11 protein-coding genes are annotated in these 16280 nt (G+C 60.9%); 6 read left to right on the top strand and 5 right to left on the bottom strand.

What is annotated here, in order from left to right:
• Positions 1 to 341: 341 nt before the first annotated feature.
• Entirely contained in the window at positions 342 to 1601 is a 1260-nt protein-coding gene (locus AC1DVN_RS27860; RefSeq protein ID WP_054781400.1) for a DUF7373 family lipoprotein, read from the bottom strand.
• A 148-nt stretch (positions 1602 to 1749) separates the two neighbouring features.
• On the bottom strand, positions 1750 to 1941 hold the full coding sequence (locus AC1DVN_RS27855) for a hypothetical protein (RefSeq protein WP_477917271.1): 192 nt from the start codon (positions 1939 to 1941) through the stop codon (positions 1750 to 1752).
• Positions 1942 to 2296: 355 nt separating this feature from the next.
• On the opposite strand from AC1DVN_RS27855, the gene AC1DVN_RS27850 reads away from it, so the two are divergent.
• The 6 genes from AC1DVN_RS27850 to AC1DVN_RS27825 all read left to right on the top strand — a co-directional run bounded on the left by AC1DVN_RS27850 (position 2297) and on the right by AC1DVN_RS27825 (position 10708).
• Entirely contained in the window at positions 2297 to 4171 is a 1875-nt protein-coding gene (locus AC1DVN_RS27850) for a dynamin family protein (RefSeq protein ID WP_477917269.1), read from the top strand.
• Positions 4168 to 4650 carry a hypothetical protein gene (locus tag AC1DVN_RS27845; protein WP_477917267.1) on the top strand — a complete coding sequence of 161 codons (483 nt, stop codon included), beginning with the start codon at positions 4168 to 4170 and terminating at the stop codon, positions 4648 to 4650. Before AC1DVN_RS27850 ends, AC1DVN_RS27845 begins: the two co-directional genes overlap by 4 nt.
• Entirely contained in the window at positions 4647 to 6092 is a 1446-nt protein-coding gene (locus AC1DVN_RS27840; protein WP_446696654.1) for a GTPase, read from the top strand. Before AC1DVN_RS27845 ends, AC1DVN_RS27840 begins: the two co-directional genes overlap by 4 nt.
• The gene (locus AC1DVN_RS27835) at positions 6089 to 7852 is read left to right on the top strand and encodes an Hsp70 family protein (RefSeq protein WP_477994511.1); all 1764 of its coding nucleotides are present in this window, start codon (positions 6089 to 6091) and stop codon (positions 7850 to 7852) included. The genes AC1DVN_RS27840 and AC1DVN_RS27835 overlap by 4 nt, the downstream gene beginning before the upstream one ends.
• Positions 7853 to 7919: 67 nt before the next feature.
• Entirely contained in the window at positions 7920 to 9704 is a 1785-nt protein-coding gene (locus AC1DVN_RS27830) for an Hsp70 family protein (protein ID WP_477917262.1), read from the top strand.
• A 419-nt stretch (positions 9705 to 10123) separates the two neighbouring features.
• The gene (locus tag AC1DVN_RS27825; protein WP_477917260.1) at positions 10124 to 10708 is read left to right on the top strand and encodes an Lsr2 dimerization domain-containing protein; all 585 of its coding nucleotides are present in this window, start codon (positions 10124 to 10126) and stop codon (positions 10706 to 10708) included.
• 531 nt (positions 10709 to 11239) lie between these two features.
• On the opposite strand, the gene AC1DVN_RS27820 is transcribed toward AC1DVN_RS27825, so the two are convergent.
• From AC1DVN_RS27820 to AC1DVN_RS27810, 3 genes are all read right to left on the bottom strand, one after another.
• Positions 11240 to 12019, bottom strand: coding sequence for a hypothetical protein (locus AC1DVN_RS27820; protein WP_477917258.1), 780 nt, complete (start codon positions 12017 to 12019; stop codon positions 11240 to 11242).
• Between the two features lie 1345 nt (positions 12020 to 13364).
• A complete protein-coding gene (locus tag AC1DVN_RS27815) occupies positions 13365 to 13547 on the bottom strand; it encodes a hypothetical protein (protein ID WP_477917256.1) in 183 nt (60 codons plus the stop codon).
• 1867 nt (positions 13548 to 15414) lie between these two features.
• On the bottom strand, positions 15415 to 15549 hold the full coding sequence (locus tag AC1DVN_RS27810; protein ID WP_256065141.1) for a hypothetical protein: 135 nt from the start codon (positions 15547 to 15549) through the stop codon (positions 15415 to 15417).
• Positions 15550 to 16280 lie beyond the last annotated feature (731 nt).

The following is a 16280-nucleotide window of genomic DNA, read 5'->3' as shown; positions in this document are numbered from 1 at the left end:
TCAACCGTTGAACGCGAAGCCATTGCACTTTCGGCACACCACCGCATCGCTGCTGCCGCGAAATGTGAAGGACGATAAGTTCTTTTGCTGACACCCCCGCGTGCATCACCGTGTCCCTGAGGCAGCATCACGGCTCATCCGGAGCAGCTGTGACTGTGTCGATTGTTCTCGGCACCCATGGTGCCCGTCGGCAACGCAAACACCCCGAATAGTTGAAGCTGTGTCGTGGCGGAGGTCGGCTCGCATTCTTCACCCCCAGTGGGTCTGTGCCCCCGTCACCTCGAAACCAATATCCGGCGTACGCCTCCCAAGGTGTACGCCGGATACTGTTGCTGTAGATACTATTTCGCGGATTCGAGGATCTTGTACTGCGCGGTGGTCATCTGGTGGACCTTCGTCTCGTCGTCGAGAGCACTGATTTCACCTAGGTACCGTCCTTGGTGGACGATGCAGTAGTTGTACGTTCCTTGCGGACTGTCCTTGGTGAAGCAGGCCGCGTTCGGGACACCGGGTGGGTTGGCGGATGGAGTGAATCCTTCGGAGTCGACGATGTCTCCTTTGAACAAATCGAACAGTGTCGCTGCGCCGTCAGCGCTTTCGGACCGATAGACATTGCTTCCCGAACGTGCCATCAACGTCGTGTCGGATTTGTCCATGAAGTCCAGCGTCAGTGTCGGATTGGTCGAGAAGTGCGCCGACCCACGGGGCCCGTAGACGGCGTCGGAGCTGGTAGTGCGGTTGCCGTCGTCCTCCGGGATCGTCAGCACCAACACGTTGTCGATGTCCATCGGCAGTTCGGCGAACTTGTCGGCTGCGGTCGCAGGGAACTTGTCGATCATCGGGCCCTGTTGTTCGAGGGCTTTCGCGGTGATCTGCGCCGTCCAGTCCTTCTCTGCGATCGGAGCGCTGGCCCAGGTGTAGATGATGTACTGCCCGTGCGGGGTGAACGAATTCGAGCTGAAGGTACCGTCGGAGCTCTCGCGAGTGGTGGTCAGTGTGTCAGGCAGGATGTCGATGCTCGTAGGTACCCCTCCGGGCAAATACTCGCTGGGAAGCGCGTCATCGGCGGACATATCTACCGCTGCCCGTTGCGCTGATTCTGCGTCCGGGAACCGGAATACAGCGTGCACGATGGACTTGTCCGCTTTCTTGTCCTCATAGGAGCGGGAAGTGGAGAACCCTGTCAACATGCCTTCGCGTTCGGCGATGTCCGGAGACTTCCCTGTCAGAAGAACGCTCAGTGCGGTGCCGGATTTGATGACATATGTCGACATCCCCACAGAGCCCGTCAGCAGCGGGTCGAGTTCGGTGGGGAGGACGACGAATTCGGCCATCCGCTGCCCTTCGACGTAGCGGCCGGAGTTGACGCTGGTCACGGTCCCGAAGCCAGCTTGCGGAGTGGTGCGGTACGTTCCGGGATCCATCTCCCCAGGTGCGGCGCCCTGGGCGGCGACGGTCGCGCTGCCCCCGCTCTCACTTTCGGCGTTGGCCTGGCCTTCGCTGGTGCTCGAGCATCCGGTCACCAACACGATTGCCGCTACGGTGGCTGCCAAGGGCGCAAAGGTTTTCGCGCGCATCTTTCCCTCTCTCAGAACTGTCATGTCCCCACTCATTTCCGCGTGATCGACCTGAACCGGTCGAACCGACCAGGTAAGGAACCTCGACAATCAGATGGGACAGCGGCGGGTTTTGTTCCCACTGCCCCGAAATTTGTTCATCTGCTTCGATGATGTCTCTCGTGGAGAGTGCTCATCCTTGCTGCTCGTCGACTGGCAGGCCGATATCGGTTTCCGCGGATCGTCCGAGGCGGGCGTTGTTGCGTTCGTCGAGCACTCGGTCGATCACAGATGTCGAGATGGGGAAATCCGGGCCTTCTGCGGTGCGGATATACGCTCGGATGTCAGTTAACATCGTCAGCTCTTCATCGACGCGATCAGTCATACGGGCAGTATGCAGCAGGGATCTCCCATCGGCGCCGTCGCGGAGGATGCATTCGAAAATAGGCCTTCTCAGCGTCTTTTGAGATCGAAGGTGAGGATCCGCGGCGCGGCTAGTGTGAACCGCGTTCATCGGGTGTTCGATCACTCGCCTTGGACGTGGCTGCTGAATTTCGTTCGGGTTTCGTGGGAACTTTCCGCGCGCTGTGCGCATCTGACTTTGTGAATGCACCGCACAAACTGTGCGCTCACCTCGGATAAGGTTTTGTCCGCGAGGCGGACGGCTCGCTTCCCCGAGTGGGCGGTTGGGCGACGACACGTCGTGCACCAGGTGGGAAGAGCAATGGAGGGGGCAGAAGGTGGCGGAGCCCGGCGAATCTGCCGTTGTCGCAGCGGACACGGGCAGCGACATAAGCAGCCAGACAGAATCCACCTTGGCCGGTGCGACGAAAATCCTGCGCACCTACGGCTTCACGGCGACAGCCGATGCCGCGGCTGCGAAAACTTCCGGCGGGCACGATCAGCGGACCGTGGTGGTGGTCGGCGAGGTCAATCGAGGTAAGAGTTCCCTGGTGAACGCTCTCGTCGGAGTTCGGGGCGTCTCGCCGGTCGATGTCGACGTCACTACGTCTGCAACGATCTCGCTGGTGCCCGCTGGTGCTGAATATCCGCCAGGTTCGGCGGATCTGGTGTTCCCCGGCGCGGTGCGCCGCATCGGATTCGACGAGGTCGCGGACTGGGTCAGCGCCGCGGGCCGCCATGTCGCCGACACGCAGGGCGAGGTGCTCCCGACCCGGGCGATCGTGCCCGTTTCCTCCCCTCATCTGCAAGGTCTCGTCGTAGTCGACACCCCCGGATCCGGTGGACTCGATGCAGTCCGTGCGCAGCTGTCGGTGCAGTCGGCGCAGCAGGCCGGTGTCATCGTGGTCGTCTGCGATGCCACCTCCCCGCTGACCGCACCGGAGATGGAGTTCATTCGAACCTGCACTGCGACCGTGGAAGCGGTGATCGTGGTGGTGACGAAAACGGACAAGAATCTGCGTCGGTGGAAACCGATCGTGGAAGAAAACCGCCGCCTGCTTCGTACTCATCTGCGCCGCGCCATCCCCGTGGTCGGGGTCTCGAGTGTGCGCGCTCTCGCGGCCGCCGACATTGCAGATCCGGTACGCCGAGGCGCCGCCGAGGAGGCCTCCGGGATCACCGCTCTCCGCACCCTCATTCAGAGCTCACTAAATTCGGACCACCGCGCCCAGGTCGACGGCCTGCGGACCGCGCTCGAAGGGTTGCGGAAAGTGCACGCGAAGATCACCGCGGACATCGCCGTCACCGAAGAAGGCGCCGGAGCGCTACCGGAATTGGAGGCGCAGCGGGACCGGCTCACCGAGCTGAAAGCGCAGTCGACGCAGTGGGAGCAGTACCTCGGCCGAGACCTCGTCTTCGCCCGCCAAGCTGCCTTGACGAGCCTCGAGGAACAACTCGACGGCGTGAAATCGAAGTGGACAGACCGGATCAACTCCTCCGGAATGGAAGTACTGCGCAAGAATCCGCAGGTGTTCACCAGTGAGATCGAAGCGGATCTCCTCGCGGCGATGACCGCGGCGGTGCAGGTGTTCCTCGATCAGCTGCGGGGCATCGTGATGCCGCTCTTCGATTCCGAAACCGTATGGCAGAGCATCGAAGTCGATGTCATCGCCTCCATGCAATCCGACCCCCTCACGACCGGTCAGGTCGGTAGCAAGAAGCAAGGCCTACTCGACCCGAGTGTGCTGACAATGGGCATGATCGGTACCTCGATGCTCGGCGCTCTGATCGGAGTCGGGGCGATCGCCGGCGTCGTGTGGGTCGGGGTGAACCTCGGTTACAAAGCGATGCGAGCAGGAAAGACGAACCTGCTGACATGGCTGCGAGAGACCGTGGCGACCGCGAAAGTCAGTACTTCGCGGATGCTCGAGGGGGCGTTGGCGCTCTCGCGGCCAGAAATTGTGATCCGCTACCGCGAGCACCTGCGCACCAGCATCGACGAGGTGCAGCAACAGATGACCGACGCGAAGGAAGCTGCGCGTCTGGACGGCGCGACGCGTGATGCGACGCTCAAGCGCCTCAACAACAACTTGCGAGTGGTGACGGCGCGATCCTCGGAAGTGGAGAACCTCATCACCCGACTGTCCACGCCCACATCAGCATCCGCACCGGCCACAGCGGTGTCCGACTCGGAGAAGGCGACGATTTCATGAACTCAACGCTCGCATTCGTCTTGATTGTGCTGGTGGGTGCCGGAGGCGTCGCCGCCGGCTGGATGCTGCGCACCGCCCGAACACCCGCCACCGCCAACCATGACAACGGCGCCGGGTACGGCCCACTTGTTGTCACCGCGCCCGCACCTGCTGCGGTCCCACACGGGATTCCGATAGATGCGGATCGGCGCCTGGTCAACTCTCTGATCGGTATCCACGACCTCGACGGCGGCATCTCCGCCCGTGAACGGATCCGCGAAGACCTCGCGCAGGTCAACGTCCACATGCTCGACGCCGCCCCTGGTGCCCTCTTCGACTCTGCGCACCACAAGGCAGTCTCCGGCGCGGTCGCGGCCACCCCGGAGCAGGTCGGCACCGTCGCTGCCCTGGTCCGGCCCGGCTGGGTCGGCCCCGCTGGGATCATCCGGTTCGCCGAAGTCGCTGTCTACATCGCGCCGACGGACCCGATGCCCGTATGAGTACGTCGTACCCGCCGAATCCCGCGCAGTTCGACCGGCAACAAGCGGTCCGCACTGCTCTCGACCGCGGCCTGCACTCCCTCGCCGGACTCGGTGGGGATCTCGTCGATCACGCCAACCGCATCGGTGCGATCTTGTGGTCGCCGCCGCGGGTGGTGATCGTCGGCCGCCTCAAGGCAGGTAAATCAACACTGGTCAACGCCCTGATCGGGGCGCCGGTCGCTGAAACCGCAGCACTGGAAGCAACCAACGTCGTTACCGTCTACCAAGCGGGGGCACCCTCACGTGCCGAACTCGTCGACCTCGACGGTGACCGCCGCCCGATCCCACTCACAGCCGGTACCTCCGTAAGCCTCGATGCCGATGCTGCGGACATCGCCTACGTGCACCGGCACCTGCCCACACAGGCACTGGCCAACCTGACCCTCGTCGATACTCCCGGGCTCGCGACACTGACCGTGGAGAACGAAAACCGCACCAGGGCCGCGTTGATCGACGGGTTCGCCCAAACCCGCGCCGCGTCCGTCGACGCAGACGGTGCCGTATTCCTCTTCGACAGCGCCCCGCGAGCCGACGAGATCGAATTCCTGCGCCAACTCGGATTCACCCCACTCAACACCCTCGGCGTGCTCTCCCGCGCAGACAGTTTCGGCGAAGGCGCACTGGGGCAACGTAACCCGATCGAACACGCACACGCTCACTCTCAGAAGCTCGCGCAGCGCCTGGCGCAGTCGGTGGCCACCGTGGTGCCGGTCGCGGGCCTTCTGGCAGAGAGCAGCCACACCGGGCAGGTCACCGAAGCCGACGCAATCGCCCTGCACACCCTCGCATCGATGAACACCTTGGAGTTGATGGACCTCCTCGAATCGGAAACCCCCGAACGGCTCGGGCCAGTGATGCGCGATCGCCTACTCGATCTCCTCGGCGAATACGGCGTCCTCGGCGCCCGCACCGTCGCGGGGCAGGGCGCGCACGCGGTGAATCAATGGCTCACCGAACATTCCGGGATCACGCAAGTGAAGTACCTACTCGAGAGTGCACTACAGGATTTCGCGGCGCTGCACCGCGCCGATCGGATCCTCACCGAACTCGACCTCCTCGCCGTCAATCACCCTGCCCGCGAGCACATCCGCACCATCACCGACTGGGTGCGCAACGATCCGGCGATGCACCCTGTGCTGCTGTATCGAGCACTGCGCGGGATGCTGCTCGCTGACCCGCACGCGCCCGTCGTCAACGAACTGACGCGACTACTCTCCGGCCGGACCGACGCCGAACGGCTCGGTGTGCACCCCGAGACCAGCCCCGGGCAGCTTGCCCACTACGCCGGGGAACGATTGGTTCACGTTCAGCGGCAGGCGATTTCCACGCGCACCGCCGCAGAGGACGCAGCTTTGGCGGAACTGGTTCGCACGTACACGAGCATGCGGAGGCAGGCATGAACACACCACACGACAACCCACCCCCGGCGCCAGGGTGGGTTCTGGCAGTCGACTTCGGAACCTCCAATACTGCTGCCGCGCACACCGGAATCCGCTCCGGAGCACCGGAAACTCTGCCCCTGACGCACCAGGGCAACCTGATGAGCTCGGCCGTATTCGTGGAATCGCCGACCGCAATCGACGTCGGCGACGTCGCCCTGAACCGGGCCGAAACGAACCCAGCAGCGTTCATCCCCTCCCCCAAACGCGTCGTCGGACAAGGCACGGTGCACGTCAACGGCTACGACATCCCCGCCTCGTTGCCCGTCGCGGCAGTGCTGCGGTTCGCCCTCGATCGAGCGACCGGAGTACACCGCGGCCAACCACCGGCCAGGCTGGTCTTGACTCACCCAGAAGGATGGGCGCCGCGCGAAATCGAGGTTCTCCGCGAGGCGGCCGCAGCCCTGGGATACCAGAACGACTCGGTGGCAACGGTGCCCGAGCCGCGTGCGGCCGCCCACTTCTACACCCGCACCGAACACCTCGCGCCAGGCGCGAAGATCGCGGTCTTCGACTTCGGCGGTGGAACCCTGGATGTCGCCGTCCTCACCGCCACCAGCGCCGACACGTTCGAGGTCATTGCTGCGCGCGGTGACAACAGCCTCGGCGGAAAGAATCTCGATGCGCTCGTGCGCCGTTGGGTCGATATTCAACTGCAGGACGAGAACCCCGAGCTGCTGCACTTTCTGCGGACCGCCGCACCGGCACACATCCTGCGGACCCTCGACGACTCCATCCGCCGCGCCAAAGAACTCCTCTCCTCCACCGAGTCCGCGACGATCTCCGTAGTGGACAGCCGGCACGACCGCCGCGAAACCCTCACCCTGACCCGCGCCGAGTTCGAATCGATCATCGCTCCGGAAATCGAGCGCGCAGCCGCCTTGACCCATGCCGCTCTGGTGGACGCAGGGTTGACCGGACCACAAGGGTTGACGGCGCTGTACCTGACCGGCGGATCATCCCGGATCCCACTGGTGCAGAACCGGATCGCTGCACTCGGTCCGATCGCAACTCTCGACGATCCGAAAACAGTGGTTGTTCAAGGTGCACTAATCGCCACCACACGATCGTCTGCTGCACCGACCGGCCCTTTCCCATCGACCACTTCCGCCGGTGCAGGTGAGCAGTCGCCCACACGAGCGCCGTTTTTCCGGGAATCCGCCCGTACCGGCAGCGTTCCCACGCACAATCCGCACAGCTCGCAGACCTCGCCATTAGAGCCCGCGGTAACCCCCGCGTCGCAGTCGTCGAAGTCCCGCTCACGCGGTGTCCTCATCGGTGCCGGAGTACTCGTCGCACTCTGCGCTGTCGGAGCAGCGGTATGGCTGTCGACCTCGTCGAACAACGACACCACCACGCACAACGCCTCGCCCATCCGCACGGTGAACACCGCGCCCGGCACCGCTGACGACATCACAGCGGTCCAGGACCGGACCACCGAATACCTCACCGCCGTCAGTGCCGGGGACAAAGCCAAAGTCGAATCCATGCGTTGCGCCGGCTACGTCACCGTGACAACGACCCCCGACGACACCCCCGCAACGGGCACTGTGACGATCACGGTCAAGGAATTCATCTCCTCGAACGTCGTCGGCGACAACGCCTCCGTCCGTCTGCGGATCATCACAGAAAAAAATGGCACCACCGACGAAGGCGTTGTCCTGGTCGAATACGTCCGCGAAGACGGCCAGTGGATGTTCTGTTCCGTCACCGACCAATAACGCCCACACCACAAGCCAAGACTGACCGCAGCGCGGCACAGAAGAAATCACAGGAAAGAGACACAACATGTCGGGTTGGATGCTGAGCGTCGACTTCGGAACATCGAATACCGCCGCCGCGCACACCGGTGTTGTCACCGGAGCAGTGGAAACCCTCTCTCTGACCCACCAAGGCAACCTGATGAGTTCGGCCGTATTCGTGGAATCACCAGCGACCATCGATGTCGGCGACGTCGCCCTGAACCGGGCCGAAACGAACCCAGCGGCATTCATCCCCTCCCCCAAACGCGTCGTCGGACAAGGCATGGTCCACGTCAACGGCTACGACATCCCCGCCTCGTTGCCTGTTGCTGCTGTCCTGCACACCGTGATCGGGCGCGCCACCGCCGCCCACCGCGACCAAGCGCCCTCCCATCTGGTCCTGACCCATCCCGAGGGTTGGTCACCACGCGAAGTCGGAGTGCTGCTCGACGCTGCAGCCAGGGTCGGCTACGGATCCGGACACGTCAGTACCGTCTCCGAACCCCGGGCCGCCGCGCACTACTACTCACGCACCGAAACCATGCCCGCAGGCACGAAGATCGCAGTGTTCGACTTCGGCGGCGGCACCCTCGACATCGCCGTCCTCACTGCAACAGATGCCAATTCGTTCGACATCATCGCCGCCCGCGGCGACAACAGCCTCGGCGGAAAGAACCTCGACGCGGTACTACGAGGGTGGGTCGATCACATGCTCAATGACCGCAATCCCGACCTGCTGCACTTCATCCGCACCTCCGCGCCCTTGCACGTCACCCGAAGTCTCGACGACTCCATCCAACGAGCCAAGGAACTGCTCTCCTCGAGCCCGTCAGCAACGATCACGGTCAACGGAAACGGACATCAGGAAACACTGTCCATCACCCGCCCGGAATTCGAATCCCTCATCGCCGCAGCCGTCGACCGTGCAGTCGCGCTGACGCGACAAACACTCACCGATGCGAGCATCACTCATCCGAGTCAACTCTCGGCCCTGTACCTGACTGGTGGTTCGTCGCGGATCCCGCTGGTCCATCAACGACTCGCGGCCCTCGGGCCGATCGCGACACTCGACGACCCGAAAACAGTTGTCGCCCAAGGCGCACTCATCGGTGCCGGGGTTCAACGTGATTACGCCAACCCGCGGATCGCCACTCCTGGCAGCGTGGCAAGCCCGAACGCCCACCCCACCCCTGGGCAGATGCAACCCGCCTTCACTCCGAACGCCACCGCTCAAAGCCCTCACACCTCGAACCCGTCCAACTCCAAGAAACTCAAATACCTTGCAGCCGCCGGCGCTCTCGTCGTCATCGGAGCAATCGTGGCAGCCGTGATCGTTCTGCGCCCGTCACCGGGCAACCCGAACGTGGACAACCCAGCCGCCGCCGCCAGCACAACCGCAACGACCACCACTGCCGGACCGGTAACCGACGCCGACACCGTCAAAGCCGCCCTCCCCACAGCCTTGAGCAGTGCCTCCGAAAACTGCAGGCAATCCACCTTCACCACCGACGGCGCCCTCGTGATCAGCTGCGATATCAAAAAATCCAACCAACTCGCCAAAAGCTTCTCCGAATACGGCAATCGCTTCACAGCCAGCCTCGACCTGAAACAAGCAAAGAAAACCCTACTCGGATACCGCGAATACGACTACGGGAACTACACCCTCGTCGAAAACGACTCCCGCACAGCAGGAGTCAACATCAGCGACGGCTCCTCCGGGCAGGTGTCAGGAAGCTACGTCAACATGGAAACCGGCCTCACAGTCGATGTCTACGGCATGACCGACGCCGATGCCGTCACCACCTTCTTCCGAACGACAGGACTTCTGTAATCGTGAGGATCAAATCTATTGGGCGGCCGTCACGAGTGCACGACTAACTGATGAGCGTCCGACACCGAGTATTGAAGCTATGGTATCGAGGCTGTTGCCTTGCTCGCACAATGCACGCGCAAACTCTGTGCGTTCCGGTGTCATGACAGTCGACCGGCCGCCGTCCGACCCTGCCGGCGTGCGGCTTCGAGGCCGGCACAGGTTAGTTCGACGATCATGCGGGGTTCCATTTAGGCGAGCGCGACCACGGAAGAGGAATCACACAGGACGTCCGTGGCAGCGCCGAGGACCATTCCGATAACACTGTCCGCATTCACCTTCTTGAATCTCTCCCTCGCCCGTCGACGAAAAGCACCGACCCACGGATCGCCCCCCACGCGAGGCACTCGCCGAGCACGTCGACCAGTCCAGCTTCGATCGTGACGGTGCGACCGTCATCGTCTGTACCGCGGCGATCACCCGCTGGCTCCGCGCACCTGACTTCTGAAATACGACTAGGAGACACTTGCCGTGAAGTCCTAGACCCGGTGGGCGTCCACGCTAAAGTTGACGAATATGCTGAGGATCAAATAGAAAACTCGGGGGATTGCGTCTTGGTGGAGAGACTGATTCTACAGTGTGTCGACGATCTCGACGGGAGGCCTGTCGCCGATGAGGTCAACGAGAGAATTGAATTCTCCTTCCGCGGAACGGATTACGTGATCGACCTGAGACCAGCCAATGCGGAAAAGTTGAAAGCTGTTCTCCGGCAATACATCGCTTGTGCACAACGAATCGACACCAGGGCTGTCGATGCAGAATCCCGAGGTGTCGAAAAGCCCCTCGATTTCGGACATACCGAGCAGCAACTGCAGGCCGTACTCAGCTGGGCAAAGATACATAACTATGCAGTGTCCCCGTCTGGAGGGATCACGAAGCAGATCATTCAGGCGTTCAATGCCGCGCACCGACGATCTTCGTTCGACGATAGAATCGTAAGTGGAGCAACACAGGCACCCAGGTAGGCGCGGCCGCATCTCCGATGCAGGTCAACAGCATTCTCCAGGCGCCACTGCCATCTTGCTCGGTTTCATCGAAGAGCGCATATCGGGGAACGGTCAACGAAAGATACTGCGCTATCTGCAAACACTTGGACGGCGCACTGTCACTGAATTTTGGTTTGCGTTCAGGCTCTTCACATCCATCTGGCGGGACCGATTAACCCCGCCCTTACCTGGCCTGACTCTGAGTCGCACCGTCGGCTCCGGAGACTTTGATGTGCCCGAGGTCCACGATGTAAGTGGCGCCGAGCGCGGGACCGAGATCGAGGGAGCGCCTCGACTTAGTGACTAAAGGGTCACCGGCCCCGGTAACACGCCCGTCAAAGAGAATCGACGGGCACAAGACCGCACTTCAATACTGAAGTCGCCGAAAGAACGAAGGCTGCCCCACGCCCGAACAGGCGTGGGGCAACTTCTCACCGAGCACTGCGACGTTGCATGTTCAGCGCACGCTGGAGGTCACATCGACACGGCGCGCGGCACCAGTGCCGGCAATCATGGGTGCAGGTTGGCCGCTCCGCCGTTCGGCGTCAGAACGGAACCGATATTCGCGTCGGTTCGCGGGTTGACATCCGTTGCCGAGCACATCGTCGGGGCGTACTGAGTTCCGAACAAAGTCGCCTTCGACAAGAACGTCATGTAATTCTTCGGGTTTGCGTACTTCCCGGCATCACCGTCGGTGTTGATGTAAACCGCCGGGTTGGAGGAGGTCGTGACAACTTGGACCGAAGGCAGCGTGAAGGTGGCGCCGGCAAGCGCGGTCAAACCGGCATCAGAGGTATTCGAGCCGCCCGGACTCGCACCCGCAATCGTTGTTCCGACTCCGCCATTGAGGGAAAGGTAGGACCCTGTAGCGTCGGCAGCACCACTTGCGTTCACTCGAGTGACCACCGGAGTGCCACTGAATCCACTGCCCGTCCCGGAGACGATAGACGCTGAGGTGAAGGTTGCCGGATCGATCTTGAATACGAGGTTCAATCGATTCAGATTGATGACGGTGGCACCGCCACCACTGGTCGGAACAGTTTGCGAGCCTGGCTGAATCGTGTAGGTGCCCGGTGTCGACGACGAGTGCGCAACCGATATGGAGTGAGCCTGAAGCGGCTGGTGAACATTGCCGGCAATGAGTGAATTAGGGTCACCCATGCAGGCGTTGTTGTAATTCGTCGTCACGTTGTGGGCCGACGCCGGCATCGTGGCCGCAAACACCAACCCTAATGCTGCCGCAGAGATCGCAGCAGTCGTTCCGGCACGCCGAGCGAGAGATACAGTCATTGTGAACCTTTTCTTTCGTTGAGAAACGATTGACGTTCAACAAGATGAAATGTCGCAACAGATTTCGAATCGCGGCATCATCGCAAAGAAAAACTCCTCCTCCCTATTCGTAGACAGAACGAACTCGGTACAGCGCCATTCCGGGAGTCGCTTCCCGGAGCAAGACAGGTTCGAATACCGTTGCAGGACAGCCCGAGAGTAGATTTCAGCTCAGTGAGTCCACACATGGTCGGCGGTAGAAGATCGATGTAGGGGTAAGCCTTCGCAGCGATGCAGAAGAATCGCATCCTGCGTCCAGTGCCGGCGAGAATTCTCGCATCCCGAATCCCTAGAACAGGTACCAGTTTTCTCACTTTACCGACAAAGTCAAGGAAAGGCGAAAAGTTCATACTTTAGACGCAGCACAAGGGCCCTTCGCCTCCACTGGAAGTCGGAGAACCGGTCGAGCGGTCGAACAGAATTGGCAGACACGTAACTGAATTGGCTCCACGGGAGATCGATTCACTCCGCGCTCCTGTTGCCACGTGACCATTGACGGGATCGTGCGAACTCAACCTGGCCACCCCGGCCATCCCCTAGTACTTTTGGGCGATAGTTTACGAATTTCGCCCGATATGACCGAAATCGGATACTCTTCTGCCACAAGCAATCCAAGCGACACGGAGATTCGGATGTGGCACGAATTGACTACCAACCGCAGGGGGACCGACCGGGAGGTTAACCGTTGAACCTGCGATACGTCGCCTTCGCGCGTGCCGACCCGCACTACTGGGACCGCGCCAGAACAGCGGCTCGACCTCATTCCTGCACAACGAGCACTTCATCCCGACAGGTCAGTGGATTGATCGCTCTGGCGACGCGGTCCCCAAGGTGGACCGTGTGACCACCCGTCGCTGGTGGTGCCGAATGAGGGGGCCAAGTCCGCGGAACGAATTCTACTAGTGAATACGCAGGACGTGAACTGGACACCGCGATCGGCGTGCACAATCCCCCGGGGAGGCGGTTTCCGATTCTTGATCGCCACATTCCAAGGCACTCAATACCAGTGTCGAGCCTTGGCAGGTATCGATCGAGGGGCCAGCGGCCTTCCGGCTGAACATGTCAACTACCGCGCCGCAGTACAATTTTTTCCGGGTAAGATGTTCGGCAATTCCCTTAACCCACAACTCATTTGGCGCGACACGGTGAAACTGCTGGTGCACGAGATCCTCCGCCGTCGCGACGCCCTTCAACCGTTGGTCTTCGCCGGACCAGGCAGGCCGGCGACGCCGAGTCTCATGAGTTCGCCGACGAGGTTTTCACTCACCACGATGTCCCTACCGCGCGTGAGCTCCGCATGCACAGATCAAGACCCGTAGGGCTGTCGCGAGGCTGTGTGGAGTTCTCCGATCCGCCCATCCGCCACTGCCAGCGTATCCGTGGCGGATGGCATCGGCTGGATCTTGTAGACGCAATAATCCAGGTTGCTGACACCAAAAGCCGGCAACAGCCCTTCACGGGTCCCGGCGTCGACGAGCATGTCGAACATCGGGTGAATTCTTCTGGGGTCGAGCAGTTCTCCCCGAACAGCGCCGCGGCAGTGCGGAGGATTTCGACTTCGATTTCGAGTAGTCGGATGCGCTTATCCGCTTTTGTCAGCTGCGCAGATTCTGTTCTGGTGATGCCTGGTCGTTCGCCCCGGTCGACTTGATCTTGGCGAACCCACGTGTGGAGCGCGGCGGCGCTGATGCCGAGTTCTTATGCGGTGGTGGTGATCGGTTTGCCAGCTCGGACAAGGGTTGCGGTCCGGAGTCGGAACTCCGGCGGATACGGTCGTGGCATGAATCGATGCCTTTGAGCGAGGCTCGATCTGCACTCCGACATGGATAAGAACCCTTGTACAGATCAAGATGCCGACACTAGACCTGATGATTGCGTCGAGCTGCATCTAACTCGAAGGTCAACTGACCGAACGGTGTCCTTGTTTGGATCTGTCGGTGGTCGTTGCTGGCCGTTCATGGCTTTCCGCGGCAACGTGCGTCGAGCCGGGGTCATCCTCGATTTTCACGTCGTCGCAGTCATCGATCGTCTCGGGTGACTGCTGGACGCTTCACCGCAGCGACAACAGTCACGGGTTACAAGGCTCTGCTGCATTGGTTTTCGTCGATTGCTTTGGTGACCCGGATCGGAGTCGAAGACACCGGTTCATATGGCGTCGCCGTGACCGTGCTTCTGCGCAGCCAGGGCTTCGAGGTGGTCGAAGTGAACCAACCCAATCGGCAGATACCCCGTTTGCGAGGCAAGACCGATTCGATCCATTGGGAGGCGACGGCGAGGTCCGTACTTTCTGTAACCGCGAGTGCTTTCGCGAAGTCAGACGGCAGGACAATCGAAACGAGCTGGCCGCTTCGCAGCAGTTTGTCTGGATTGCGTTGATACTCTACGGCACCAACTAATTCGCTACGCAATGTCACCGTCAGCGCTCCTCGCGAACTACGTGATCAGTTCGAATCAATGACAACCGGAGCCTTGTTGCACCACTGCTCGACGGTGCGAGTCGGATAGGGCGCACCTACCGCCCCTCTGGAGGCGGCCAAATCGACGTTACGGTTTCTGCCCCGTCGGGTGATCACTCAGGGCGAAGAAATGACCCGGCTTCGAAGCGAACTCACCGATCTCGTGGCCGAGTCAACTGCACTGCTCGCCGCACCGGTCGGCGTCAACAGCGCATCCACACTGCTCGTCACCACAGGCGACAATCCCGAAAGACTACGCAGTGAAGCATCGTTCGCTGCCCTGTGCGGATCTCTCCGATCGAGGCGTCCGCAGGAAAGCACACTCGCCACCGGCCAACCGCGGCGGAGATCGTCATGCCAACAATGCGCTCTGGCGGATCGCGATCATCCACACTAGTAGCGACATGCGATAGCGCACCTACGTCGCACGTCGACCAGTGGAAAGGAAATCGCCGCCGAAGATCCACCGATGCCTCAAACATCACACTGCCCGTGAGATCTACATGCTGCTCGTCGATCCGCCGACAGCTTCGAGCATCGACGGTCTTCGGCCGCTCCGAATCTTCATCACAACAGAAAATGCGGGTCGGCTCGTCACATATCGACGAGTCGACCCGCATATCAGGTTATTCCGCGCTGAACGAGGGAATCATCATGCTTCCCATCACCGCCAAGCCGCTGACATCTCGAAGCGAACCCAGAGCATTACTCAAGAAGGAAAAAAGCATTAGATACTCACCTCCTTAAGCCGCGAGTAGTCGGATCGGAAGGTCATTCCTTCACCCATCCGTCACTCGACAATGCAGTCAGCATCTCGAAGAAGCTGACGTGGATCGCTGACAGTGACCCGGTGAAAAGACCGAAAACATCTTCCAAGGAACCCATTTTCACCCTCCTAAACTATTTGAACGGATTGAACGGGACGTCGAGACCGAAGTCCACAGAGAGCGCGACAGGCATCGTGATGATGGACTTGAAAGCAGTCAGCATCATGGGCAAGAGTGCCGAAACCGAACCCAGATCAGATGAATTCATCTCGCATCCTCCTATTCGCTCGAGATTCCAGTGAGCCCGTCGATGACGACCCCACCGGCATCGATTGACCCGTAGGCGAAATTCAGAATCGCCTGCAAGAACGGAACTAACATTTCCCACTCCTTCGCAACGGACAGTCGCATGTCGCCGGTAAGAATTTCCGTCACCCGAAGGACGGGATCTAGGGCCGAGCGATCACGATGTGGAAGTAACCGTAGACAGTGTTTTAGAACTCGTGCCAGTTTTCGTGATTTATCTCAATTGTTCCGACTTAAGTTGTAGTTTCGGCATCTCAACAAGGGGTGCGTTAGCACTTAAGTTCCACGGAAAATGCTCGACAACGACGTCTATCAGTACCGCGCACAAGTGAGATCCTCATTTTCGTTGCGTTCCGTTGTCCACGGGTGCAGAGTTCAGAGGCAAACGAGGCTCGACGAACAGTGGTTCGATTTCGACACAGCTCCCCCACCTCACCGCCCAGTGCCATGGCCAGGTTCTTCGGCGAATGGAACTGTCCCCGCCACTAAATTATCGCGAAACTCTCTGCACGTTCGTTTGTCGAGCACCTCTCACGAGTCGACTCGATCCGCCAGCGGCACTACAACAGCCACCCAGTATCCACACGGTCGATTACCCACGCTCTCCACGAGCATTCGCGAAGACTCCAGGACGATCACCTACCCTGCTCAGGATCACTCAACCGTCCGGCGCGTGAACGGCAGCATCCGACA

It is taken from the genome of Rhodococcus sp. P4_E4 (assembly GCF_056401575.1).
This window is presented reverse-complemented; position numbering and strand designations above follow the sequence as displayed.